This window comes from Falsochrobactrum shanghaiense (assembly GCF_003149535.1).
Taxonomy (GTDB): domain Bacteria; phylum Pseudomonadota; class Alphaproteobacteria; order Rhizobiales; family Rhizobiaceae; genus Brucella; species Brucella shanghaiense.
This window is the reverse complement of the sequence record NZ_QGDB01000002.1, coordinates 719263-744688: the sequence shown is the minus strand read 5'-3', so window position 1 is coordinate 744688 and position 25426 is coordinate 719263. Positions and strand designations below refer to the sequence as shown.

The following is a 25426-nucleotide window of genomic DNA, read 5'->3' as shown; positions in this document are numbered from 1 at the left end:
TGTAGAACGGGTATTAATCAAGTGTGCGGCGGAACCGCAAAAGCGCCAGCCCCGCAAAGAGCAGCACGAACAGGATAAGGGCATTTATCTCGGAACTTATGTCGGAAAACCCGGCTCCTTTGAGCATGACCGCGCGGACAATACGCAAAAAGTGGGTGAGCGGGAATATCTCGCCCAGCAATTGCGCCCAGACGGGCATTCCCAAAAATGGAAACATGAAGCCTGAGAGCATCAGCGAAGGCAGGAAGAAGAAGAAGGTGAGCTGCATGGCCTGCATCTGCGTTCTTGAAGCCGTCGAGATCGTGTAGCCAAGCAGCACCAGAGACAGCACGAAGATCAGCACACAGCTTAAAAGCAGTGTCAGCGACCCGGCAAAGGGGATGGAAAACAAAAGTCTTGCCGCGACGAGGACGACCACGACCTGCACAGCACCGACCACCAGAAACGGCAAGACCTTGCCCAGCATGATTTCAATGGGGCTGGCAGGCATGGCCAGCAGGTTTTCCATGGTGCCACGTTCGACCTCGCGGGTGAGCGCCATGGCGGTCATCATCACCATGGTCATCTGCAAGATCACGCCCAATAGCCCCGGCACGATATTATATTGCGAAATGCCTTCGGGATTATAGCGGCGATGCACAACCACCTCCAACTGGCTCTGCGCGGCATCGCGCGCCTCCGCCTGCCTGCCCTGTTCGCGCAGCAGCGCCTGATTGGCGAGCGTTCCCAGCGTTGAAATCGCTCCGCTTGCGACCGACGGATCGGTGGCATCGGCTTCGATGAGTATCTGCGGTCTGTCGCCGGCATCAACGCGCCGGGCAAAGTCGGAAGGAATGGTTACGACGAACGACACCGCCCCGCTGGCAATAAGCGCTTCGGCTTCTGCGGCACTGCGAACCACATGGTCGAAACGGTAATATCCCGTCGCTTCCAGTGCGGAAACCACGGCGCGCGTATAGTGATCGCTGCTGGTTGCAACCAAGGCACTGGGCAGGTGTTTGGGATCATTGTTGATGGCAAAGCCGAACAGGAGCAATTGCATCAGCGGCACGACGAGCATCATGGCGAAAGTAATGCGGTCACGCCGCATCTGGATGAATTCCTTGCGCAGCATGGCGCCAAGGCGCGCAAACGAAAACCAGTTGCCCTTCATGCCGTGCCGTTTCCGGATTTGCCATCCCTGGTCATATTGTCCTGCGCCTGCGCCTGCGCCATGAACTGGATAAAGACGTCCTCAAGGCTGGTTTCGCCTGCGCTGACAGTGATTGCGTCATTATGGCTTATTCTTGCAAGCGCTGTTTCGAGCTTTGCCTTGTCAGAGCCGACAACGTGCAATGTGGCGCCAAAAGGCGCGACCTGATCGACGCCCGGTTCGCCTTCCAACTCGCGTGCAATCTCGCCAAGCCGCTCGCCGCTGATGATGAAGGTCGTAAGCCCCGACCGCTCGATGACGTCCCTGACCGTCCCGGTCGCCAGAAGCTTGCCATAGGAAATATAGCTGATGCGGTGGCATCGCTCGGCCTCATCCATATAATGGGTGGAGACCAGAACCGTGAGACCGCCTTCGGCGAGGCGATGGATTTCATCCCAGAAATCGCGCCGCGCCTTGGGGTCGACACCCGCAGTCGGCTCGTCCAGCAACAGAAGCTTAGGCTTGTGCATGATGCAGGCGGCCAGTGCCAGCCGCTGCTTCCAGCCGCCCGAAAGCGTGCCTGCAAGCTGGTTGCGGCGTGAGGTCAGCCCAAGCTCCTCCAGCGTGCGTTTGACGTGATCCTTTGCAGGTTTGAGCTGGTAGAGGCGTGCGACGAATTCCAGATTTTCGGCAATGGTCAGGTCTTCATAAAATGAAAAACGCTGCGTCATATAGCCGACCTCGCGCTTGATCAGTCCGCCTTGGGTTCTCAGGTCATAGCCGAGAACCTGACCGCTGCCTTCATCCGGGGTCAGGAGCCCGCACATGATGCGGATCGTGGTGGTCTTGCCCGATCCGTTCGGCCCAAGAAAGCCGACGATCTCGCCGGCTGCAACCGACATGCTGACATGATCGACAACCGTGGCATCGCCGAAACGCTTTACCAGCCCGTTTACATCAATGACGTTGGGCATGTGACCTCCGCCTATTCCGCTTGCAGATCGACATCGACGATCTGGCCGGGTTGCAGGGGAGAGGAGGGATCAACAGGGCGCGCCTCAACGAGATAGACCAGCTTCTGGCGTGTTTCGAGCGAATAAATGACGGGCGGGGTGAATTCCGGGTCGGGGGAAACATAGCTTATACGCGCCTGCAGGCCCGGTGCGCATCCGTCGCAGCGCACAGAGAGCAATTCGCCCACTGCAATGCTCGAAAATCTGTCTTCGGGGATATAGACTTTCAGCTTAACCGCATTGTCGGGCAACATGGTGAGGACGGCGGCAGAGGGGCCGGCAATATCGCCCGGATTGCGGATAATGTCGGTTATCCGGCCTGCGGCGGGTGCCTTTATCACCCTTTTGTCCTGCTGCCAGCGGGCTGTGTCGAGTTGAGCCTTCGCGCTTTTGACGGCGCTTTCAGCGGCCTTGATCTCTTCAGGGCGCGCAGGCAATCGACCGACGGCCAGATTGGCAGTGCTCTGGCCGATGGCGGCTTCCGCGACTTCCAGCCTGGTTGCGGCATCGTCAAGCTGTGCCTGCGTGACGACGCCGCGCTGGGCAAGGTCGCGGGTGCGCGCAAGGGTGCGGCGAGCCTCTTCCGCCTGTGCCCTGGCCATGCGGAGATCTGCTTCGAGAACCGCGATTTCGTCCGGGCGTTTGCCGACCTGCAAATTGGCCAGTTGCGCCTCGGCCTGTGCCAGTGCGGCTTCCGCCTGCGCAACCGCGATGACGGCATCCGTATCTTCCATCACAGCAAGCGGCGTCTCGGCTGCGATGTGATCGCCGCGCCTGACCATGACGGCATTGACCTGCGCAATCTGAAGCGGCGCAAGCTGCACGAATTCGCCCTCGACATAGCCAACGGCAAGCGGTGTTGGCACACACGCCGCAAACAGGGATGAAGCAAAGGGAAGAATGCATAAAAGGCTCATCGCAAGGTTTTTCCTTTTTCCGCTTCATCGCGGGCGGCGAACATTGCCAACAGATTCTGCCGCGTGGTGATCGCTACCGCCTGTTCTTGTTCGGGGCCGATGGCGTTCCAGCCCATGCGGCGCTTCACGGCTTCCTGCCCGATGCGAAAATAGATCACCTGACCCAGCAGCGTGAAAACCGTAAGCCGCGTATTCTCGCTTTCGGCGGCTTCGCCTGTCGCCGTTTCCCAAATGGCGCAAAGCCTGCGATGGGTCGGCTCGAATACGCCGGAATAAATACGATCGAGCGCTGCGGTGGGATGGGCCAGTTCACGCAGGAGAAACTGGACGATTTCGCCCGCTTCCGGTTGCGCCACGATGAAATGGACCATGCGCTCCAGAGCGGAAACAAGCTGCTGGCGGGCCGCATCTTTTGTTTCAGGGGCCGTGCTTATCGCCCCGTAATATCCAAAAGCCTGCCCCGCCAGACCCTGCATCGTCTCAACGATATAATCGGCTGTCGCAAGCCGCAGCCCTTCCTTATTGCCGAAATGATAGGCGATGGAACCGATATTGGCCTTGGCAAGATTTGCGATTTCACGCGTCGAAGTCGCATCATAGCCTTTCGATCCAAAAAGATGCAGCGCCGCGTGAATAAGGGCCGTGCGCGTCTGGTCGCTGGATGGGGGCGGCGGCACATCTTGGGAAGGTGGGGGCTTTTTCATGTCTATATTTAATCAATCGATTGATTAAATGTCAAGCCGGACGAAGCCTGCATCTTCCGAATAATACGACCAAAGGATAATTTATTGGGGGGCGGCAGTTCCGCTTAAATAGGGATAGTTCCGAGGCGGGGGCCAAAGCGGAAGGTTGCAGTGGAAGGCCAAGTGGAAGGCCAAGTGGAAGGTTGGTGGGGGGGACGTGACGCGTGTGCCTGATTATCGAGCGCACGCGTCACGATTGCGTCGAGCTATCCCTTGAACGGGCAGGCTTCGCTCTCGGGCCAATGGGCAAAGGTCAGCACGCGCCCGTCGCGGCGACTTTGGGCAACTTTCTCCAACTCGATCTCCGCCTTGACCCAGCCGGGCTGGTTGAGTTCGCCACAAGCGAGTATTCCACTTTCCGGCCAGACGCCATCGGGGGGACAATATATTCCCGCCGCTCCGCAATTTTCATCGACTGCCGGATTCCAGTCCACATCGCCCACGATGGGTGACTGCACAACGACGCATTGCGATTCAAGCGCGCGGGCCATTGAACCGATCTTCACGCGATTAAAACCCGCAATCGTATCGGTACAGGAGGGAACCAGAATGATTTCGACATGCTGTTTCGCCAATATGCGGGCCAATAGCGGAAACTCGCTGTCGTAGCATATCAGAATGCCAATCCGTCCGAGCGGCGTATCGAACAGTTTGAGGCCGGGCGAGCCGACCACGTTCCAGTCTTCGCGCTCAAACCGCGTCATGATCTGCTTGTCCTGAAAGCCGATGCGGCCTTCGGGGCCGATCAAAACCGCACGGTTGACCGGTCGCTCGCCTTCAAAAACCGGCCCTGAAGCCATCAATATGTGGACATTGAAGCGCCGGGCCAGTTCGATATGGAGTTTCTCACGCGCTTCTTCATGCCGCGCGACTTCATGCAGTGATGCTTCCAGATCGGCTGCCACCTCGCGCCCGCCCAGAGAGGCAAGCTCCATCGAACCATATTCGGGGAAGACCAGAAGGTCACAATCGGAAGCCTCTTTTACCCATTGCGTTATCTTGTCTTCATAGGCGGCGAAACTGTCAAACCAGCTTAGCGGGTAGGCGGCGGTGGCAATTTTGGTGCGGCTCATAGTTCTTTCATCCAGAATTGCATGGGTTTCTTCGAGCTCTCGCTCTCGCCTATATCTTTCCATGGAAATTCAGCCACGACCTGCGGCAGCGGCGCATAACCACGCTTGCGCCAGAAATTGTCCAGCGGGCGATAATCGGCGGGGCGGGCGGGATGGTCATCCGGGCGGGAGACGCTGCAAAAAGCACTGTATTGGCGACCGAGTGCACGGGCGTGCGCTTCACGGCTGTCGAAAAAAGCATGGCCTATTCCGCGTCCGCGATAGGGGGCCAGCAAGATTGATTCCGCACAATAAAATATCCGGTTCAGCGGTTCCGCCCGATGGGCGAAGGCCGCGCCGAAATCGTCGGCATGATCTTCCATCGGCGTGCCGGTTGCAGCGCCGACCATCTGCTTGCCGTCATAAGCGGCAACGATGATTGCCCCTTCTGAACGATAGTTTGTCAGATATTCCCGCTCGTAGTCCAGACCACCTTCATAAAGATAAGGCCAGTCGCGAAATACCGCGATCCGAAGCTGCGCCAGTTCATCCAGCGCAGCATTCACCTCATCTCCGGTCAATATATGAACCGTAATCATCCCACGACCTGTCTGGTCCATTCATTGAGATTATAATAAGTCGTCACCCGGCTGATCTTGCCGTCCCGAAGCGCGAAAAATGTGCCGGCAGGCAGACGATAGGTCTGCCCGTTTGCTTCCGGCAGTCCTTCATCGGTTTTAAGATAGGTGCCATTCACGATGAATTCCGCTGCCGCGCGATCGCCGCCTTCATTCACGAAGATCACCATATCTGTCAGCTCTTCCTTGTAGCTTTCAGTCATATGGCGATTGAACCGGGCGAAAAGTTCCTTGCCGCGGCGAACCTCGCCTTCATTGACATGATGTTCCACATCCTCATGCAAAAGAGCCAGCATATCGTCCGTCTGTCCGGCATTGAACGCAGTGTAATATGCCTGAATGAGCGCTTTTGTATCCATTATTCTCTCCACGATTCCAGACCTTTAGAGGGGTTCGTTTGATCATATAGGTGCAAAACCAAACGCAAACGCGCCAGTAAACGACATTCAGGGACGATTATCGCCATTCAGGAAAGCCAGAATGAGCTGGTGGACATTGCCGCCATTGCCCATTTCCACCCGGTCGAAATCGCGTCCTTGCGCTCGTTGTACATTGACCATATCGGTAATTTCCTTTGCCAGAACCTTGCGAATTTTCTGGCATTTCGGATCGTTGGGGACTGAAAGCCCAACCGTTTTGCGCACGATCTCGCGCGTCATGTCCTTGGCTATGTCGCCGTGCACCAGTTCATGCGTGCGGATGCCTTCATAGAAAGTGTCCCAACTCTCCTTGACGGGGGAGGCGAGCTTTTGCGACGGTTTTGGCAATGTATAGGTGATCTTGAGCTTCGGGGTTGCGGAAATCACGGTGCAGGCATTGTTGCTGCGGTCAAATTTCCGGTCCCATGTCAGCACGTAACTTGTATGCGCAATGACGCGGATTTTGCCAATTTTCGGGCCGCGGGCGCCGATGGATTCATAAAGATCGGGCGCTGTGCGTCCGGCGATGGCATAGGGCTGGATAATCTCGGTGGCCTGCCAATTGTCGCTCGCCTGAGCCGACATGGTTGTGAATGCTCCAAGAATTGCCAGCAGAGCTGCTTTGTTCACATCTGCCCCATCTGTCTGAAAATAAATTCGAAACTGTCCCGGACAGCCCATAGCAATATTGGCCTGTCGGGGGCGACTGTCCTGCGGCTTTGACGCGCGCCGCACAAGATCTGCTTCTTGTTATCGTTCCGGCATGATAGGAGCCTTTGAAGCAAAGTGATCCGGTATCTCACGCATTTGCAGCCATGCCATCTTCTAGATCAAGAGCCGTTCAATGACAATCTCGACCGAAACCATGCCGGATTCCAAACGCCGTCAGCTAAAGCTTGCGCTGATTGCACTTTTTGCGGGCGGAATAGTGATCGGCTGCTCGCCGATTTTTGTGCGGCTATCGGAACTCGGCGCGATTTCGACCGCGTTCTGGAGGCTGGCGCTGGCATTGTTTCCGCTGCTTCTTCTGACGCTAAGGCATCCCGTGCCGAAAGCCGCGCGGCCGCGTAGCGCGCGTGACATATGGCTTGTGGTTCTGCCCGGCATCGTGCTCGCCGCCGAACTGGCCGCATGGCATATCTCGCTGCACATGACTTCGGTCGCGAATTCGACGCTGCTCGTCAATATGGCTCCGATTTTCGTCACACTCTATTGCTGGCTCGTCTTGCGGCAGGCGCCGCGCCGCTTGTTTGCAGCCGCATTGATTATCACGATTGCCGGCGTGGTGATTCTGAAAGGCGGCCCGCAGGCTTTGGGTGGCGGCGACCTGAAGGGGGATGCCGTCGCAATCTTTGCGGCAATGCTTTATGCCGCCTATATTCTCATGCTCGGCAAGGCGCGTGAACGCTTCTCCACGCCGGTGGTCATGATCTGGAGTTCCAGTGCTGCGGCGCTCACCATTCTGCCCTTTGCCTGGATTTCGGAGCCGACGCTCATTCCGGTCACATTGGCGGGCTGGGCGGTCCTGTTCGCTCTGTCATGGTTGAGCCAGGCCTCTGGGCAGAGCCTGATTGCCTATGCCCTGGCATGGCTCCCGGTGACGTTTTCATCGCTCACACTATTGCTTCAGCCCGTTATCGCAGCGCTGCTGGCATGGCTGATTCTGGGCGAGGCCTTGACGCCCTGGCAAGGCGTAGGCGGCGTGATCGTTCTCGTGGGAATCTGGGCAGCGCGCCGTGCGCAGAGGTAAGGCCGGGCAAGCTATCGGCCTCGTGTATCGTATTAAGATGCAGCTATAACGTCTTGATTTAATGGTGAGCGCGCAGGGATTCGAACCCTGGACCTACTGATTAAAAGTCAGTTGCTCTACCGGCTGAGCTACGCGCTCCCGAAACAGACAAATCGTCTGTGGAAGTGCGGCGGAACATAAGGGCGGCTTTCGCAATGGTCAACACCATAAAATCACCTTTCTCCAATATAAATTCGAAAATAGGGGATGGGCTGTAAAAATTTTCGATGCGCGGCCATGTTTGCGGCATTGGTGCAGGGATTTGTGTGCCTGATAGCCTCCGAGGCTGCGTGACGGAAGATAAGTCTGGAAACAAAACAGCCGCCCTTGGCGGGGCGGCTGGCTTTTTCTGGAATGCTTTAGCGATAAGGCGAATAGCACTGCCTGCGCGGACCGTTATAGGGCTGGAACGTGTTGTCGGAAGCCCGGTAGGACCGATAGCGGTCATAGCACCATTGCACATGAGCATTGCTGGAGCGATGAGCCGGGGCGCGGTAGACCGGCGGCGGCGGTGAAGCAAGCGCCCCGCCAAGGACCGCACCGGCTCCGAAGGCTGCAAGCGGATACCACCAGCCATCGCTATGACGACGATAGCCCCGACGATACTCCCGATAGCCGCGATGGCCATGCCAGTGACGAGGGCCTGAATGGCGGCCGCGCCAGTGCCGGTCGCCATGGCGACGCCGGCGATCGTCACGCACATGCTCGATACTGTTGTTGCCCGTAATCTGGGCGGAAGGCATGATGGGAGCGGCGGAGACGGGTACCATGGTGCCGACCATCAAAGTTGCGCCAACCACCCCAACCATAAGTTTTTTCAAGGTGTTAATCATCGTCTTCTCCAGTTCAAGTGCCGACATCATGTCCGATGCAAGATGAACGTGCGCTGAATGATAGAAAAACATATAATGCACATCTGCTCTGCGGCAAGCCTTGCATGGTTGCGCAAGCTGGCGCGGTTGCTGTCTGAGGAGAAGTGCCGGAAATGCCCTAATCTTTATATTCAATATGGCTAATAGAATTTCCTATATTAATTCGCGATAATAGCGATAATGAGCTAAATTCAAATGCTCTGGATTGGTTTGTGTTTATAATGCCTTGAGTATCATGGGGGTTGCAGTGGCACCAGATTTCGAACCGTCCAGTCCCTTCTCGGAAAATTCCATTCTAAAACCAGTTGATCCATTTCGTGCAGCGGTGGAACATACGCCGACGCCTATTCTCATCACCGATCCGCGACTGCCTGACAATCCGGTTGTTTTCGTCAACCGTGCCTTCCTGCAATTGACCGGATATGAGGCGGAGGAGGTGATGGGGCGCAATTGCCGGTTTTTACAAGGCGAAGGCACCTCGGCTCGGGATGTGGGCGCCATCCGGGCGGCTTTTGCCGCTGAATCGCCGATCGAGATCGATATTTTGAACTATAAGAAATCGGGTACGGCCTTCTGGAACCGGCTGCATATATCGCCGGTCAAGACGCCCGACGGGGTTTTGCAGCATTTTGTCGGAACGCAACTTGATGTGACACAGGAACTCAAGCGTTTCGCCGAATTGCAGAAAGAGCGCGATACGCTGAGCATGGCGACCGAGCGGCACGAGGATCAGCTCAATTATATCGCCGATGTTGCCAAGATTGGCTTTTGGGTTCGTGATCAGCGAAGCGGAACGATCAATTTTTCTGCCGAGTGCCGCCGCATTTTCGGCCTGACGGATGACGAGCCGGTCCATTTTGACCAGATTATGGACCAGATTGCCCTGGAGGACCGGATGGCGGTTATCCAGCAGACCCAGAAAGCCTTTGCATCCGGCGGAGCCTATTCGATGGAGTACCGGGTCATCAGTAAAACCGGCCAGACTGTATGGGTGGAAACGCGCGCCAAGGCCCTGCTGGGAAAAGAGCCGACGCTCATGGGTGTCATGCTGGACATTACCGACCGCAAGAAAGCCGAAGCCGACAAGGCTCTTGTCGCGCGGGAAATAGCCCATCGCTTCAAGAACTCGATGGCCATGGTGCAGTCCATCGCCAATCAGACGCTGCGCAATGCACGCGATCCCGCGGAGGCAGGCAGGCTGTTCAACGAGCGCCTTCGAGCGCTCGCACAGGCGCATGACATGCTGCTCCAGGATGATTGGGGCGGCGCTACGATCCAGCAAATCGCCGATACGGCGCTGGCCCCCTTCAACAGCACTTTCGGGCATCGCATTCGCATGACGGGACCGTCATTATTCGTCAGTGACCGTGTGACGGTTTCATTGTCGCTGGGGCTTTTCGAACTGGCCACCAATGCGGTGAAATATGGTGCGCTGGCAAATGATCGCGGAATTATCGAGTTTGACTGGAAGATCGTCGAGGATCACGGAGAGAAAAAATTCCAGATGCGCTGGGTGGAAACGGGTGGTCCCGAAGTTGCCCGCCCATCGCGCCGTGGTTTCGGCCAGAGGCTTTTGCGTCTGGTGCTCGCCGAGGAACTCAAAGCGCGCTGTGACATCGAATTTGCGCCCACCGGCTTGAAAATCGATGTACTGGCCCCAATCAGCCCGGATGTTTTTCCCGGTTTCGATTGTCACAAAGGATCAGGACACCTGATCGCCTGACGCTTTTATTGTGGCCAGAGGCAATTTGACATCTGGAAGCGCGTTCAGAAAACCGCCATATGCATGCGATCATGACCGACAATTCCGCACCTCTTTCGCCTGCTCTCAATGGGAAAATGCAAATTTCGCGAGAAGATACCGCCCGGCAGTCGCGTTTTCTGCCGATGGCTGCGGATGCGCCGCCGGTCGAATGGCTTATCGCCGACGGGCTGACGGATTACGACGAAGCGCTGCGCTTCATGGAAGAGCGCGTGCAGTCTATCCGCGAGGGCACGGCCAGCGAGCTGGTCTGGCTCGTGGAGCATCCGCCGCTTTATACAGCTGGCACCAGCGCGCGGGCGCAGGATCTTTTGACGCCGGACCGTTTTCCGGTTTTCGAGACCGGGCGCGGCGGCGAATATACCTATCACGGTCCCGGCCAGCGCGTGGCTTATGTCATGCTGGACCTCAAGCGCAGGCGCGAGGATGTGCGCGCTTTCGTGGCGGCGCTTGAAGAATGGATCATTGAAACGCTGGCGCAATTCAATGTGAAGGGCGAGCGGCGCGAGGATCGCGTCGGCGTCTGGGTGGTGCGGCCCGAAAAGCCGCGGCTGGCCAATGGCGAACCTTGCGAAGACAAGATCGCAGCCATCGGCATCCGGCTGCGCCGCTGGGTCAGTTTCCACGGTATTTCAATCAATGTGGAACCGCAGCTTGAGCATTTCAGCGGCATCGTGCCGTGCGGTATTGCCGAACATGGCGTCACCAGCCTTGTCGATCTTGGCTTGCCGGTCACGATGGATGATGTCGATCTCGCACTGGGCAGGGCATTTGAAACCGTTTTCGGAGCGCGCGCCGCTTAGAGCGCATTTCGATCTGACGGAATCAGATCGGCGCTCTAACGGTTTGTTTTTACCGCGCATCTTGTCCGAAAACCGTTTCACGCTTTTCGGGATGCGCTCTAAACGGATGCAGCTTTGCTCTTTATCTGCCGCTCGCGCATGAAGACATAAATGCCCGAGCCGACAATAATGCCGATGCCCAGCCATTTCGACGGCGTGGGAAAGTCACCGAAGAGAACCAGGCCGACAATCACGGCGGTGACGATTTCAAGATATTGAAAGGGCGCGAGCAGAGAGGCGGGGGCGAGCTTGAAAGCCTGCACCACCATCAGATGGCCGATGGTGCCGATTGTCCCGAGCAGCAGGAGCAGCACCCAGGGAAAGGCGGTGTGCGGGAGGCTGAACTGGAGGTTTTCAATTCCCGTATTTCTTGTTGCGAATATGATGACGGCTGTCAGCAGTCCACCGCCGATGCCTGCATAAAATTGCATGACGAGCGGAGATTCCTGCACGCCGTATTTCCGGTTTAACGTAAGATAGGTGGCAAAGCACACAGCCGATAACAGCGGCAGCAGCGAAACCGCGCCGAAAATTTCATAGCTGGGCTGGATGACGATCAACGTGCCGATAAGGCCCACGGTTACAGCGCTGTAGCGGCGCCAGCCGATCTTTTCCTTGAGAAAAACTGCCGACATCAGAATGAGGATGAGCGGTTCGGCGAAGAATACGGCCATAGCGTCGGCGAGCGGCATATATTTGACCGCCATGAAGAAGCACAGGCTTGCAAATCCGATCAACGCGCCGCGCACGAGATTGCCGGTCAGATGCGATGTGCGAAATCCTTTAAGGCCCCCCATGGCGAAGAGTATGGCGAACATTAATACGCATTGGACCGCAAAACGCAGGAAGGCTATGGTTGCAGGCGGAACATCGTCCATCATGGCCAGCCACTTGCCGATGGCATCGATCAGCGGAAGCATCAGAACCGCCAGCACCATGATCACCATGCCCCGCACATGACTGCCGGATTGATCCGAATGTATCTCCGCCTTGTTCATTGCCTGTGTGTTCATTCCTGGCTCCTCATCCCGTCCAGAAGCTGTAGGACAATTGCCCGGCGCTTGCCATCGTCATTATCAAAAAGGCGTCGTTGATTTGACATTCGCGCCCATTCCGGTGCAAATCGTACCATCAATGTGCAAAACCCTTTGATAAAAGCGTATGAGGCAGAACGTAAGGCGAACTTTATTCGCCTTTCGCGATTTCCCGTGGCATCATTCATGTGATTCGCAACAGGATATTCGGGCGCGTAAGCCGACAATACGTGGTCTTGACAGTTTCAGACAGAAAGCTTTTCGGACAAAGATGGACGACAGCAACGATCTCTTTTCAAGAGTAGTCAACAATGCCAGGGAACGGCAGACCGAGCAGCAGGCGAATAGCCCCGCTGCGCCGCAGGCCGCGCCTCGTCCTGTGTCCGCTCCGTCCATAGTTACGCCGAAGCCCGCATCGGTCCCCGCAGCGGCCAAGGTCGCACCTGCTGCGGCAGGGAATGACGATTATAATGCATCGTCCATCCGGGTTCTGGAAGGGCTGGAACCCGTGCGGCTGCGCCCCGGCATGTATATTGGCGGCACGGATGAGAAGGCGCTGCATCACCTTTTTGCCGAAGTCATCGACAATTCGATGGATGAGGCCGTTGCCGGTCATGCCAATTTCATCGAAGTCGGCATTGATGTGGACGGCTTTGTGACGGTTACAGACAATGGCCGCGGCATTCCGGTGGACGAGCATCCGCAAATGCCCGGTAAATCCACGCTTGAAGTCATCATGACCAAGCTGCATGCAGGCGGTAAATTCGACGGCAAGGCCTATGAGACTTCCGGAGGCCTGCATGGCGTCGGTGTGTCGGTGGTCAATGCGCTTTCGGACGTGCTGGAAGTGGAGGTCGCGCGCAATCGCCGCCTTTATCGCCAGCGTTTCTCGCGCGGTCTGCCGCAGGGCGGGCTGGAAGATCTGGGCGAGGTGCATAATCGCCGCGGTACGCGTGTTCGCTTTCATCCTGATCCGGACATCTTCGGCAAGGCGGCGCGTTTCGATCCGCACCGGCTTTACCGCATGGCGCGCTCGAAGGCCTACCTGTTCGGCGGCGTGGAAATCCGCTGGAGTTGTGATCCGCAACTGCTCGACCCCAAGAAGGAAACACCGGAAAAGGCGGTTTTCCATTTCCCCGGTGGCCTGAAAGATTATCTCTCCGCGTCATTGGGCAAGGAACATCAGGTCACGCGCGAAATTTTCGCTGGCAAGACCGAAAAGCAGGGCGGGCATGGCGCGGTTGAATGGGCGGTGTCATGGTATGGCGGCGATAGTTTCGTCCATTCCTATTGCAACACCATTCCAACGGGCGACGGCGGCACTCATGAAGCGGGCCTGCGCATTGCACTTACGCGCGGGTTGAAAGCCTATGCGGAACTGACCAATAACAAACGCGCTTCCATCATCACCACGGACGATGTGATGATATCGGCTGCGGCAATGCTTTCGGTCTTCATTCGCGAGCCGGAATTTGTCGGTCAGACCAAGGATAAGCTCGCGACTGCCGAAGCGCAGCGCATCGTGGAAAACGCGATCCGCGATCCGTTCGATCATTGGCTGGCAGCGTCGCCGCAGGAAGCGTCGCGCCTGCTCGACTGGGTTGTCGATCGTGCGGAGGAACGGCTGCGCCGTCGGCAGGAGAAAGAAACTGTCCGCAAGAGCGCGACACGCAAGCTGCGCCTTCCGGGCAAGCTCGCCGACTGTACTCAGACCGCGGCTGCGGGCGCGGAACTTTTCATTGTCGAGGGTGATTCGGCCGGCGGCTCGGCTAAGCAGGCGCGCAACCGCGCCACGCAGGCTATTCTTCCGTTGCGCGGCAAAATTCTCAATGTGGCGAGCGCGGGCCGCGAAAAACTGACCGCCAACCAGCAGATTGCCGATCTGGTGCAAGCGCTGGGCTGCGGCACGCGCAAGAATTATCGCGAAGACGATCTGCGTTACGATCGCGTTATCATCATGACCGATGCGGACGTCGATGGCGCGCATATTGCGTCGCTGTTGATTACATTCTTCTATCAGGAAATGCCGGAACTGATCCGGAATGGCCATCTTTATCTGGCCGTGCCGCCGCTATATCGCCTCAGCCAGGGCGGCAAGGTCGCTTATGCGCGCGACGACGCGCATAAGGACGAATTGCTGCGCACCATGTTTACCGGACGCGGCAAGATCGAGATCGGGCGCTTCAAGGGCCTTGGCGAGATGCGCGCCGAGCAGCTCAAGGAAACGACGATGGACCCGGCCAAGCGCACGCTTTTGCGAGTGCAGGTCGATGAAGATTATATCGATGAAACCCGCAATACGGTCGATGAACTGATGGGCACCAAGCCGGAAGCGCGCTTCCGCTTCATTCAGGATCGTGCGGCTTTCGTGGAAGAACTCGATATTTAAGGAACACCGAATCCGCTCTAGCTTTTGACGTCGATGCCGAGCTTGGTTTCGATTTCCTCGATCGACTCTTTGACGAAAAAGGTCAGGTCGGTGCTGAGCGTCACGATACGTGTACCGGTTCCGTAAGCATTATAGGAAAGAACGTGGTTGAAATTGACCGCGACCTTCTCTCCGCTCACATCCGTCAGCATGATCCACATGGTTGCTCTCCTTTAGAAAACCGGTTCTTTGGCGGAGGATAAAGGCTGTGCCGGAAATGGCAATGCGGTACTGATTATGGGCGGTACTGATTGCGCTGCTTGCTAGAGCGGCTCCTGTTTAAACGGAATCGTTGGAACCGCTCTATCTATTTGTTTTTACGCATTATCCGGACGTATCGGAGCAGGAAAAGAAATCAGTCCAGTGAACTGATTTCCCTGCGGAGGCGTTTCACACTTTTGCTGGAAATGCTCTAAATGCGATCCATCAAGGCGTACCAGGACAAGGCGAGAAACAGAAGCGGCGCGCGGAAACTGCGCCCGCCGGGGAAGGACGGCACGCGCAATTCCTCAAATAGCCTGAGTTTCTCACGCCTGCCGGTGACAGCTTCGGCATAGAGCCGCCCCATATAATTGGCCAGCATGACGCCATGGCCCGAATATCCGCCCGCAGAAATGACACCGGGCATGATCTCGCGAACAAAAGGCTGGCGAGGCATGGTTATGCCGACCGATCCGCCCCAGGCATGTGTAATTTCGATATTTTCAAGAGCCGGGTAGATTTCCGCGATCTGACGGCGGATATGATGGCTGATGTCGCGCGGATTGTCAGCGGTATAGGCTTCGCGCCCGCCAAACAGCAGACGCCCATCCTTTGAGCGCCGGAAATAACGCACGACGAAGCGCGAATCATCGACTGATTCACCACCGGGAATGACGGAGCTGTCACGGCCCAAGGGCGCGGTGGCACCGATGAAGGAACGGATCGGCATGACATGCGAAGCACTGATCGGTTCCAGATTGCCGCCATATGCGTTCACGGCAATGAGGGCTTTCGAGGCTGTGATCGTGCCGCGCGTCGTTTCTACTTCGACACGCCCGCTTGCCGTGCTGATTTTGGTGGCGCTGGTGTTTTCATAGAGATGCGCGCCAGCCTTGTGTGCGGCTTTGGCCGTGCCGATCAGGAATTTCAACGGATGAATGTGGCCGGTGCCTGAATCGTAAACGCCGCCGTGATAGCGGTTTGTGCCAAGAAGGCCTTGCATTTCGTCTCGCCCGACATAGCGCATATGCGGATAGTTGAAGCGGCTTGCCATCAGTTCCGCGTGGCGCTCGTAACCCTTGAGATAGCGCGGCCTGTGTGCGGCGGAAATCTGGCCCGGCACATATTCCATGTCGATGCCATGCTCATGAGCAAAGGCCAGCATATGGGCCTTGGCTTCTTCCGCCACATCAAACAGCGCCTTGGCACGTTCAAAACCATATTGCTTTTCAAGATCTTCCGCCCATGCGCGCTGGCCGGTGCCGAATTGTCCGCCATTGCGCCCGGATGCGCCGTCGCCAAAGCGCGCGGCTTCAATCAGGGTCACATCCACGCCTTGCGCGGCCAGATGATAGGCTGCGGAAATCCCTGTATAGCCGCCGCCGATGATGACGACATCGGCTTTGCGAGCGCCATCCATTTCCGGATATTGCGGTCGGTCGGCTATGCTTGCCTCGTACCATGACAGGCCGGGCGCGATTGGGCTTTGATAGGGCATCTGGAACCGCTCAGACGTTGAGCAAAAGGAACTCGCGTTCCCAAGGGCTGATGACTTCCATGAAGGTTTCAAACTCGGCGCGTTTAATCGCTGCATAGGTGGTGACGAAGGAACTGCCGATCAGATTGCGCAACTCCTGATCGTCTTCGAAAAGCTCCACCGCGTCGATCAGGCCGCGCGGGAGATCGATTTCCTTGGTGTTGACGCTTGTCGAGGCGGGCCGGTCCGGCTCGATCTTCTGGATAAGCCCGATCAGGCCGCAGGCAAGCGAGGCGGCGAGCGCCAGATAGGGGTTGGCGTCGGAAGAGGGAATGCGGTTTTCCACACGCCTGCCGCCCGGTTCCGAACGGGGTACGCGGAACGCCGTGGTGCGGTTGTCATAACCCCATTTGACGTTGACGGGTGCGGACGCATCCGGCGTCAGGCGGCGATAGGAATTGACGTAAGGGGCGAACATGACCAGTGCATTGGGCACATGGCGCTGCATACCACCGATAAAATGGCGGAATGCATCGCTCTCGCTGCCATCTTCATTCGAGAAGATATTGCGCCCGGTTTTCTTGTCTACGATCGACTGATGGATATGCATGGCCGAACCGGGCTGGCCCTGAATGGGCTTGGCCATGAAGGTGGCATACATATCATGCTTGAGTGCCGCCTCGCGGATCGTGCGCTTGAACATGAATACCTGATCGGCCAGTTCCACCGGGTCGCCATGGCGCAGGTTGATTTCAAGCTGCCCTGCGCCTTCTTCGTGGATCAGCGTGTCGATTTCCAGTCCCTGACCTTCGGAGAAATGATAGATGTCGTCGATCAGTTCGTCGAATTCATTGACGCCAGCGATCGAATAGCCCTGTCCGCCGCCAATAGCGCGGCCTGATCGACCGACGGGCGGGACCAGCGGATAATCCGGGTCGGGATTTTTTTGCACAAGGTAAAACTCGATCTCCGGGGCCACCACCGGCTTTAATCCGCGCTTGTTATAGGCGGCGACGACATTGCGCAGCACATTGCGCGGTGTGAATTCCACCGCACGCCCGTCCTGATAGACGAGATCGCAAATGACCTGCGCCGTGGGGTCGGATTCCCATGGCACGGGTGAGAGCGTTGAAAGGTCGGGCAACAATTTCAGATCGCCATCGTCTTCGGGATACTGGAAGCCGTGGCCGTCTTCGGGATAGTCGCCGGAAATCGTCGTCATGAACACAGCCGAAGGCAATGCCAGCGATGTATTGGACGTAAATTTCTTGGACGGCATCATCTTGCCGCGCGCAACCCCTGCCTGATCGGGGGTAATGCATTCAATGTCTTCGATGTCACGCCATGCAAGCCATTCGGTCGCCTGTTTCCAGTTTTTTACCCCTCGTGCCGCCTTGACATAAGGAGGAGTACGCCGACGCGGAGTGCGCGTAGCCTTTTTTTCCGTCGTATCAGCTGACATCAAACACCAAAAAATGATTTCGTATATTCGGCATGATAGCTGCACCGGGCGTCGTTGACAAATACAGCTTTGTTAAAAAAATCGGCTGGCAAAGCCAGCCGTAAAACATTCATTATTGGTGGTTTCGGAGTCTATCTGTTGTTGTTGACGATAACGGGGATGAGCAGATCACCCCAGTTGCCGCTGCCGCCATGATGACGCGCGGAGCGGACCAGTTCGACGGAGACGCCGGCTTCGACCGCATTCATGACTGCCTGATTGAGGCGGTGCAGATCGTTGGCCAACAGGCGGATTGCGCTTTGCTGGTCGGTATTCATCGAGGAAGATTGCTCTTCCGCTCTTTCCTTAACGCGTGAAATCGAAGCCATTATCGTTACTCCCGTTCGATTGGTTGGCCGGTTTTATTCAGCAGCCGGTCTGAATTGGGCTGTTTCCGTTGATTCCTTCATGGCGGTGGTCGAAGATTGTCCGCCGGTGATTGCGAGCGACACGGCATCGAAATAGCCGGTGCCGACTTCGCGCTGATGCTTGGTCGCCGTATAGCCGTTGGCCTCTGATGCGAATTCCGCCTGTTGCAGTTCGGAATAAGCTGCCATCTGACGCTCCTTGTAGTCGCGCGCCAGTTCGAACATGCCGTGGTTGAGCTGGTGGAAGCCAGCCAGCGTGATGAACTGGAACTTGTAGCCCATCGCACCCAGTTCGCGCTGGTATTTGGCAATGGTTGCATCGTCGAGGTTCTTCTTCCAGTTGAACGACGGCGAGCAATTATAGGCGAGCAGTTTGCCCGGATGCGCCTTATGCACGGCTTGCGCGAAGCGGCGTGCCTGTTCGAGATCGGGTTTGGATGTTTCCATCCAGATCAGATCGCAATAGGGCGCATAGGCAATCGCCCGCGCGATGCATGGCTCGATGCCGTTTCTCACCTGATAGAAGCCTTCCGGTGTACGGCCTGCCTCGTAATCGACAAAGGGCTGATCGCGCTCGTCGATGTCCGATGTCAGAAGCTTGGCGGCTTCCGCATCCGTGCGCGCCACGATGAGCGTAGGCGTGCCCATGATGTCGGCTGCAAGCCGTGCCGCATTGAGATTGCGGATATGCGCCGCAGTCGGGATCAGAACCTTGCCGCCCAGATGGCCGCATTTCTTTTCGGATGCAAGCTGGTCTTCAAAATGTACGCCTGCCGCACCGGCCTCGATATAGGCTTTCATGATCTCGAACGAATTCAGCGGGCCGCCGAAACCTGCTTCCGCATCGGCTACGATAGGCGCGAACCATGTGTCGACCGAAAGTCCCTTGCCTTCGGCGGTTTCGATCTGATCGGCGCGTTGCAGCGTACGGTTGATGCGCTTTGCCAGTTCCGGCCCGGCATTGGCCGGATAAAGCGACTGGTCGGGATACATGGCAGAGGCGGTGTTGGCGTCTGCTGCGACCTGCCAGCCGGAGAGATAGATGGCCTTCAGCCCGGCGCGGACCATCTGCATGGCCTGATTGCCGGAGAGCGCGCCAAGCGCATTGATGAAATCCTCTTCATGGATCAGTTTCCACAGGCGATTGGCGCCCATTTCGGCCAGCGAATAGCGGATTTCCACCGAGCCGCGCAGCCTTTTTACATCTTCGGCCGTATGCGCCCGTTCGATGCCGTCAAAGCGGCCCTTGGGTGCCGAAGGGATAAGGCTGTAAAAATCTGTCATTTCGGTGTCTCCTCACACTGGAAGCTGGATTTGGAAGAACGTTGATGTACGTTTTCTCTATGACTGAATTTACAGTTCTTCCGGCCTTTCACCAGAAAAACCGTATTAACTGGCCAAAAATTGAGGTAACGCTGTCTCAAACTTGACTGACCTGGAATGTAAAATTGTAAATATTGTCAAACGTCTTATTTGCAGCTATCTTGTCACGAATTGTAAAAGCGATAGCGCCACGGAGGGGAAACGGGTGAGCGAGCGCAAGATTTTTGCCGGTCCGCGCATAAGGCGCATTCGCAACGAGCGCGGTCTGACCCAGACGGCGATGGCCGAGGCGCTGGGCATTTCGCCCTCCTATCTCAATCTCATCGAGCGCAATCAGCGCCCTTTGACCGTGCAGCTTCTTTTGAAGCTGGCGAGTGTCTACAAGCTCGATCTGGACAGTCTTCAGGCGGAAAGCGGCGTGACGATTGCGGGACTAAAGGAAGTGTTTTCCGATCCGCTTTTGACAGGGGAACTGCCCGGCGATCAGGAACTGGTCGAAATCGGCGAGGCGGCGCCGAATGCGGCAGGCGGCATCGTCAAGCTTTACCGTGCCTATCGCGAACAGCAGCAGCGTCTGTCGGACCTGTCGCAATTGCTTTCACACGAGGGCAGCGAAGCGCAGCTTGTCGCCGCGCGCCTGCCTTTGGACGAGGTGCGCGATGTGATGGCGCGGCGGTCCAATCACTATCCGAGGATCGAAGAAGAGGCGGAAAGCTTTTTCAGCCTGCTTAAAGTCGAAGGTGATCTGTCGTCCGCATTGAAGGAATGGCTGCGGCGCGAGCACGGCATCACGGTTCGCACCTTGCCGGTCGCCACAATGCCCAACTGGCGCAGGCGCTATGACCGGCATTCGCAGCGCCTTTTCATTTCCGAGCGGCTGTCGCCTTTCGACCAGTTGCAGGAGGTCGCCATGGAAGCGGCGCTGATCCGCATGCAGGTGGTGATCGGTGCCGAAACGGAAGGGCTGAAACTTTCGTCGGGTGAAGCGCGCCGCATCGCGCGATTTGAACTGGCGCGCTATGCAGCGCACGCCCTGATGATGCCCTATCGGCAGTTTCGCGATGCGGCGGTGCGCGCCCGTTATGATGTGGATGTGCTGCGCTCGCGTTTTGGTGTGTCGTTCCAGCAGGCGGCGACCCGTTTGACGACATTGCAGCGCCCCGGCTCTGCGGGAGTGCCATTCTTCCTGATGGAGATCGATCACGCGGGAAATCGCCTGCGCATGGCGGGGGCCGAAGGCTTCCCCATGCGCTTTGGCGGCCAATGCCCCAAGCTGCCGGTCTATGCGGCTTTTGCGCAGGCGGGGCAGGTGCTGGTGGAGCCGGTGGAACTGCCCGATGGTGCTGCCTATCTTGCGATTGCGCGCACCATCGAGGGGCCGCAGGGCGCTTTCAACGAAAGGCCGCGGCGAACGGCGATGCTGCTGGCCTGTGCACTGGAGCAGGCAGGCGAAACGGTTTACGGCGCGGGAACATCGATCAACACTGAAATCGGGCCTGTTTGCCGCTTATGCGAGCGGCAGGGATGCATTACCCGCGCCGAGCCGCCGCTGACCCGCCCGCTTGGGCTGGATGAGATGGTCGCGGGCCTGTCTGCCTTCGATTTCCAATGAATATTTCATGACAGTAATAATTTTCGTGTTCGTCATGGCGTCAGCCTGTTGACGAATGCGGTGCAATCTAAAAAAGTGGAAGCTTGAATTATCCACCCTTAACCTGCACCGGAAATTGTCGTGCAGAATGGAGTAGGCGATGAGGATCAAATCCTTTCTTCTGGCGACAACCATGGCGGCGGGTCTCATATCCGTTGCCGCAATCCCGGCAAGTGCGCAGGAGCGGGTGGTCAATATCTATAACTGGTCGGATTATATCGACGATTCCATCCTTACGGATTTTACCAAGGAAACCGGAATCAAGGTCGTTTACGACGTTTATGATTCCAATGAACTTCTTGAAACCAAGCTTCTGGCAGGCGGCAGCGGCTACGATCTGGTCGTGCCGTCGGGCGAGTTTCTGGGGCGTCAGATTCCAGCGGGCGTATTTTTGAAGCTCGACAAGGAAAAGCTGCCCAATATCAAGAATATGTGGGACGAAATTTCGACCCGTGCTGCGACCTACGATCCGGGCAACGAATATTCCATCAACTATATGTGGGGCACCACCGGCATCGGCTATAATAAGGCCAAGGTGCAGGAAGCGCTCGGCACCGATACGATTGACTCATGGGATGCGCTTTTCGACCCGGAAAAATCGGCCAAGCTCAAGGATTGCGGCATTTATCTGCTCGATTCCGCAAGCGAAATGCTGCGCCCGGCGCTCAATTATCTCGGCCTTGATCCGAACTCGCCTTCGCCGGACGATCTTCAGAAGGCGCAGGATCTTTATCTGAAAATCCGCCCCAATATCCGCAAGTTCCACTCGTCCGAATATATCAATGCGTTGGCCAATGGCGACATCTGCATGGCGGTTGGCTATTCGGGCGACGTTTTCCAGGCCCGCGATCGTGCTGAAAAGGCAAATCAGGGTGTGGAAATCGGCTATTCGATCCCCAAGGAAGGCGCATTGATCTGGTTCGACCAGATGGCGATACCGGCTGATGCGAAGAATGTCGACGAAGCGCTTGAATTCATGAATTATATCATGCGCCCGGAAGTTGCGGCCAAGGCATCCGATTATGTTTTCTACGCCAATGGCAACAAGGCGTCGCAGGAATTCATTAACAAGGAAATCCTCGACGACCCGGAAATCTATCCGAATGAAGAAGTAATGAAGAAGCTGTTCGTGCCGACGCCATACGACACCAAAACGCAGCGTGTCGTCACGCGCGTCTGGACCAAAATCGTCACAGGACAGTAATACTCGGCCTATAAGAGCGGATTGCAATCGGCTCCCGCATGGAAGTAAAGCTTCCTCTGACATCGTAAAGAGCGGCCCACTGTGCAGACAGGGGGCCGCTCTGCGCCTTGTAGCGTCAGGCCGGTTGTTTGGCGTTTGGGTTCCTGAGCAGCAACAGGGGAACGGAATGGAATCTTTTGGCAGCTTTCGCCGCACATTCGCACCATGGAATGATCCGGCTGCGAAGCCATTTATATCATTCGAGAATGTGACCAAGATTTTCGGCGATTTTACCGCGGTCGATGATCTGTCGCTCAATGTCTTCAATCGCGAGTTCTTTTCGCTGCTGGGGGCTTCCGGCTGCGGCAAGACCACATTGATGCGTATGCTGGCCGGATTTGAAGAGCCGACTTCAGGCCGCATCATGCTGGATGGTCAGGATTTGCGCGGCATCCCGCCCTATAAGCGACCGGTCAACATGATGTTTCAGTCCTATGCGCTGTTTCCGCATATGACGGTCGAGAATAATATTGCCTTCGGCCTCAAGCAGGACGGCATGGCGAAATCGGAAATCGATGCGCGCGTGGCCGAAATGCTCAAGCTGGTCAAACTGGAGCAATATGGCAAGCGCAAGCCGCATCAGCTTTCCGGCGGACAGCGCCAGCGCGTGGCGCTTGCCCGCGCCGTTGCCAAGCGCCCGAAAGTTCTGCTTCTCGATGAGCCGCTCGGTGCGCTCGACAAGAAACTGCGCGAGCAGACCCAGTTCGAGCTGATGGATTTGCAGGTCAAGCTGGGCCTTACCTTCATGGTGGTGACGCATGATCAGGAAGAAGCGATGACCATGTCCGACCGTATTGCGGTGATGGACAGGGGGCGCATCATGCAGGTGGCGACGCCAGCGGAAGTCTATGAAGCGCCGAGTTCCAAATTCGTGGCCGACTTCATCGGCAATGTGAATATTATCGAAGGCGAAGTGGTGAAGGCTGCCAATGGCGAAGCGGAAATCGCCACCGAAAAATTCGGCTTTCACATCCAGACGGAAACCCGCAAGCAACTCGAAGCGGGCCAGAAGGTCTGGTATGCCGTGCGCCCGGAAAAAACCCGCATCACGCGCGATAGACCGGAAGAAACTTCGGTCAATGCGGTCGAGGGCGAATTGTGGGACATTGCCTATTTTGGCGATATGAGTGTTTTTCATGTGCGGCTCGACAATGGGCGCACGATCAAGGCCGCAAGCCTGAACGCCGTGCGCAAGACGGATAACCCGCTGACTTATGACGAGCGCGTCTGGGTGTCCTTTGACACAGACGCCGGTTTGGTACTGACAGCCTGATGAGGAGTGCCCCATGCACAAGCTGATCGCTTCCATCACCAGCCGTCTCGTTATCGCAGTGCCTTATCTGTGGCTGCTGGTCTTCTTTCTGGTGCCGTTTTTCATCGTCTTCAAGATTTCCCTGTCGGAAGTCACGATGGCGATTCCGCCCTATATGCCGACCATTGATCTGGGGCAGGGCTTCGCACAGGCGTGGGAAAGCATAAAGCAGCTTTCCTTTGCCAATTATCTGTGGCTGCTGGACGACCCGCTTTATTATAAAGCCTATCTGTCGAGCGTGCGCATTGCCGGTATTTCAACCGTTCTGACGCTCATCGTCGCCTATCCGATGGCCTATGGCATCGCCCGCGCGCCAGCGAGCATTCGCGCGACGCTGCTGATGCTGGTGATCCTGCCCTTCTGGACGTCTTTCCTGATCCGCGTCTATGCATGGATCGGGATTCTGAAGCCTGAAGGTCTGCTCAACCAGTTTCTGATGTGGCTCAATATCATCGATACGCCGCTCACCATCCTCAACACGGATACGGCGGTCTATATCGGCATCGTCTACTCCTATCTGCCTTTCATGGTGCTGCCGATCTATTCCTCGCTGGAAAAGCTGGATTATTCACTGATCGAAGCAGCGCAGGATCTGGGTTGCACGCCGATTGCGGCTTTCTGGAAAATCACGTTCCCGCTGTCGCTTGCGGGCGTTGTGGCAGGCTGCTTCCTTGTCTTCATTCCAGCCGTGGGCGAATTCGTCATCCCCGATCTGCTGGGCGGATCGCAGACGCTGATGATCGGCAAAACGATCTGGAGCGAGTTTTTCTCCAATCGCGACTGGCCGGTTTCGTCTGCGGTGGCGGTGGTGCTTCTTCTTCTGCTGATCGTGCCGATCGTCATCTTCCAGCAGATACAGGCGCGGCAACAGGAAAAGGGGAGGTAAGATGCAAAATAGCTGGTCCCGCTTCAATATTGCCTCGGTGGCGCTCGGTTTTGCCTTTCTCTATCTGCCGATCGTGCTTCTGGTCATTTATTCGTTTAATGAATCCCGGCTGGTCACTGTCTGGGCGGGCTTTTCGACCCGCTGGTATGGTGAGTTGTTCAGAAATCAGGCGCTTATGGATGCAGCCTGGGTGACGATCCGCGTCGGATTTTTATCGGCAACCATTGCCACGGTACTGGGAACGTTCGCGGCCATCGCGCTCACGCGTTACACACGCTTTCGCGGTCGTATCCTGTTTTCCGGCATGGTCTATGCTCCGCTGGTCATGCCCGACGTCATTACCGGCCTGTCGCTGTTGCTTTTATTCGTGGCGATGAATTTCGACCGTGGTTTCTGGACGGTGACACTGGCGCATATCACATTCTCCATGTGCTTTGTTGCGGTAGTCGTGCAGTCGCGTTTGCTCAGCTTCGACCGCTCTTTGGAAGAAGCGGCGATGGATCTGGGCGCGACACCGGTAACGACCTTCATGAAGGTCACATTGCCGGTCATCCTGCCTGCCGTGGTGTCGGGCTGGATGCTCGCCTTCACGCTCTCGCTCGACGATCTGGTGATTGCAAGCTTCACATCGGGGCCGGGGGCGACGACGCTGCCGATGAAAATCTATAGCCAAGTGCGTCTTGGCGTAACACCTGAAATCAATGCGATCTGTACCATCCTGATTGCTCTGGTGACGATAGGCGTCATCATCGCATCGGTTATCAACAAGCGCCGCGAAGTGCAGCGCCGCCGCGACGAGCAGGCGGCGTTCCGCATGACATAA

At 56.8% G+C, this 25426-nt stretch carries 24 protein-coding genes and 1 tRNA gene; 9 read left to right on the top strand and 16 right to left on the bottom strand.

Annotation, left to right across the window (positions count from 1 at the left end; translation table 11 throughout):
- Positions 1-13: 13 nt before the first annotated feature.
- From DKP76_RS07545 to DKP76_RS07510, 8 genes are all read right to left on the bottom strand, one after another.
- Positions 14-1153, bottom strand: coding sequence for an ABC transporter permease (locus DKP76_RS07545; RefSeq protein ID WP_109705792.1), 1140 nt, complete (start codon positions 1151-1153; stop codon positions 14-16).
- Entirely contained in the window at positions 1150-2106 is a 957-nt protein-coding gene (locus DKP76_RS07540) for an ABC transporter ATP-binding protein (protein ID WP_109705791.1), read from the bottom strand. Before DKP76_RS07540 ends, DKP76_RS07545 begins: the two co-directional genes overlap by 4 nt.
- 11 nt (positions 2107-2117) lie before the next feature.
- Positions 2118-3062, bottom strand: coding sequence for an HlyD family secretion protein (locus DKP76_RS07535; RefSeq protein WP_109705790.1), 945 nt, complete (start codon positions 3060-3062; stop codon positions 2118-2120).
- Entirely contained in the window at positions 3059-3766 is a 708-nt protein-coding gene (locus DKP76_RS07530) for a CerR family C-terminal domain-containing protein (protein WP_109705789.1), read from the bottom strand. Before DKP76_RS07530 ends, DKP76_RS07535 begins: the two co-directional genes overlap by 4 nt.
- Positions 3767-4011: 245 nt before the next feature.
- A complete protein-coding gene (locus DKP76_RS07525) occupies positions 4012-4878 on the bottom strand; it encodes a carbon-nitrogen hydrolase family protein (protein WP_109705788.1) in 867 nt (288 codons plus the stop codon).
- Positions 4875-5423, bottom strand: a complete 549-nt coding sequence (locus tag DKP76_RS07520) for a GNAT family N-acetyltransferase (RefSeq protein WP_245410173.1) — start codon at positions 5421-5423, stop codon at positions 4875-4877. Before DKP76_RS07520 ends, DKP76_RS07525 begins: the two co-directional genes overlap by 4 nt.
- Before the next feature lie 29 nt (positions 5424-5452).
- On the bottom strand, positions 5453-5854 hold the full coding sequence (locus DKP76_RS07515; RefSeq protein WP_109705786.1) for a ketosteroid isomerase-related protein: 402 nt from the start codon (positions 5852-5854) through the stop codon (positions 5453-5455).
- A gap of 87 nt (positions 5855-5941) precedes the next feature.
- The gene (locus DKP76_RS07510) at positions 5942-6544 is read right to left on the bottom strand and encodes a DUF922 domain-containing Zn-dependent protease (protein WP_425349371.1); all 603 of its coding nucleotides are present in this window, start codon (positions 6542-6544) and stop codon (positions 5942-5944) included.
- A gap of 220 nt (positions 6545-6764) precedes the next feature.
- Between DKP76_RS07510 and DKP76_RS07505 the strand changes: the two genes are divergently transcribed.
- Complete coding sequence (locus DKP76_RS07505; RefSeq protein ID WP_425349378.1) at positions 6765-7664, top strand: DMT family transporter; 900 nt, start codon at positions 6765-6767, stop codon at positions 7662-7664.
- Between the two features lie 62 nt (positions 7665-7726).
- Here DKP76_RS07505 and DKP76_RS07500 read toward each other — a convergent pair.
- Together DKP76_RS07500 and DKP76_RS07495 are read right to left on the bottom strand one after the other, a co-directional pair.
- Positions 7727-7802: transfer RNA gene (locus DKP76_RS07500), tRNA-Lys, on the bottom strand.
- Positions 7803-8062: 260 nt separating this feature from the next.
- Complete coding sequence (locus DKP76_RS07495) at positions 8063-8536, bottom strand: BA14K family protein (RefSeq protein WP_109705897.1); 474 nt, start codon at positions 8534-8536, stop codon at positions 8063-8065.
- A gap of 286 nt (positions 8537-8822) precedes the next feature.
- Between DKP76_RS07495 and DKP76_RS07490 the strand changes: the two genes are divergently transcribed.
- Complete coding sequence (locus tag DKP76_RS07490; protein WP_425349370.1) at positions 8823-10298, top strand: PAS domain S-box protein; 1476 nt, start codon at positions 8823-8825, stop codon at positions 10296-10298.
- A gap of 116 nt (positions 10299-10414) precedes the next feature.
- Positions 10415-11140: a lipoyl(octanoyl) transferase LipB gene (lipB, locus tag DKP76_RS07485; protein ID WP_425349377.1), complete on the top strand. Its 726-nt coding sequence runs from the start codon at positions 10415-10417 to the stop codon at positions 11138-11140.
- A 98-nt stretch (positions 11141-11238) separates the two neighbouring features.
- Here lipB and DKP76_RS07480 read toward each other — a convergent pair whose 3' ends face one another.
- Positions 11239-12192, bottom strand: a complete 954-nt coding sequence (locus DKP76_RS07480) for a DMT family transporter (protein WP_245410171.1) — start codon at positions 12190-12192, stop codon at positions 11239-11241.
- 292 nt (positions 12193-12484) lie between these two features.
- On the opposite strand from DKP76_RS07480, the gene parE reads away from it, so the two are divergent.
- Positions 12485-14602 (top strand): DNA topoisomerase IV subunit B, encoded by a 2118-nt coding sequence (parE, locus tag DKP76_RS07470; RefSeq protein ID WP_109705783.1) that lies wholly within the window; start codon positions 12485-12487, stop codon positions 14600-14602.
- A gap of 17 nt (positions 14603-14619) precedes the next feature.
- On the opposite strand, the gene DKP76_RS07465 is transcribed toward parE, so the two are convergent.
- The 5 genes from DKP76_RS07465 to aceA form a co-directional block, all read right to left on the bottom strand.
- Positions 14620-14802, bottom strand: a complete 183-nt coding sequence (locus DKP76_RS07465; RefSeq protein WP_109705782.1) for a hypothetical protein — start codon at positions 14800-14802, stop codon at positions 14620-14622.
- A 251-nt stretch (positions 14803-15053) separates the two neighbouring features.
- Positions 15054-16340 (bottom strand): NAD(P)/FAD-dependent oxidoreductase, encoded by a 1287-nt coding sequence (locus DKP76_RS07460; RefSeq protein WP_109705781.1) that lies wholly within the window; start codon positions 16338-16340, stop codon positions 15054-15056.
- A gap of 10 nt (positions 16341-16350) precedes the next feature.
- The gene (locus DKP76_RS07455) at positions 16351-17781 is read right to left on the bottom strand and encodes a glutamine synthetase family protein (RefSeq protein ID WP_109705780.1); all 1431 of its coding nucleotides are present in this window, start codon (positions 17779-17781) and stop codon (positions 16351-16353) included.
- Positions 17782-17912: 131 nt separating this feature from the next.
- The gene (locus DKP76_RS07450; RefSeq protein WP_109705779.1) at positions 17913-18149 is read right to left on the bottom strand and encodes an SMc00767 family acetate metabolism repressor; all 237 of its coding nucleotides are present in this window, start codon (positions 18147-18149) and stop codon (positions 17913-17915) included.
- A 33-nt stretch (positions 18150-18182) separates the two neighbouring features.
- Positions 18183-19472, bottom strand: coding sequence for an isocitrate lyase (gene aceA, locus DKP76_RS07445; protein WP_109705778.1), 1290 nt, complete (start codon positions 19470-19472; stop codon positions 18183-18185).
- Between the two features lie 244 nt (positions 19473-19716).
- Here aceA and DKP76_RS07440 point away from each other — a divergent pair, with 244 nt between their 5' ends.
- The 5 genes from DKP76_RS07440 (at position 19717) to DKP76_RS07420 (ending at position 25426) form a co-directional block, all read left to right on the top strand.
- Positions 19717-21123, top strand: coding sequence for a helix-turn-helix domain-containing protein (locus DKP76_RS07440; RefSeq protein WP_109705777.1), 1407 nt, complete (start codon positions 19717-19719; stop codon positions 21121-21123).
- A gap of 139 nt (positions 21124-21262) precedes the next feature.
- Positions 21263-22366 carry a polyamine ABC transporter substrate-binding protein gene (locus DKP76_RS07435; RefSeq protein ID WP_109705776.1) on the top strand — a complete coding sequence of 368 codons (1104 nt, stop codon included), beginning with the start codon at positions 21263-21265 and terminating at the stop codon, positions 22364-22366.
- A 166-nt stretch (positions 22367-22532) separates the two neighbouring features.
- Positions 22533-23678 (top strand): ABC transporter ATP-binding protein, encoded by a 1146-nt coding sequence (locus tag DKP76_RS07430; RefSeq protein ID WP_109705775.1) that lies wholly within the window; start codon positions 22533-22535, stop codon positions 23676-23678.
- Between the two features lie 13 nt (positions 23679-23691).
- Entirely contained in the window at positions 23692-24603 is a 912-nt protein-coding gene (locus DKP76_RS07425; RefSeq protein WP_109705774.1) for an ABC transporter permease subunit, read from the top strand.
- Between the two features lies 1 nt (position 24604).
- On the top strand, positions 24605-25426 hold the full coding sequence (locus DKP76_RS07420; protein ID WP_109705773.1) for an ABC transporter permease: 822 nt from the start codon (positions 24605-24607) through the stop codon (positions 25424-25426).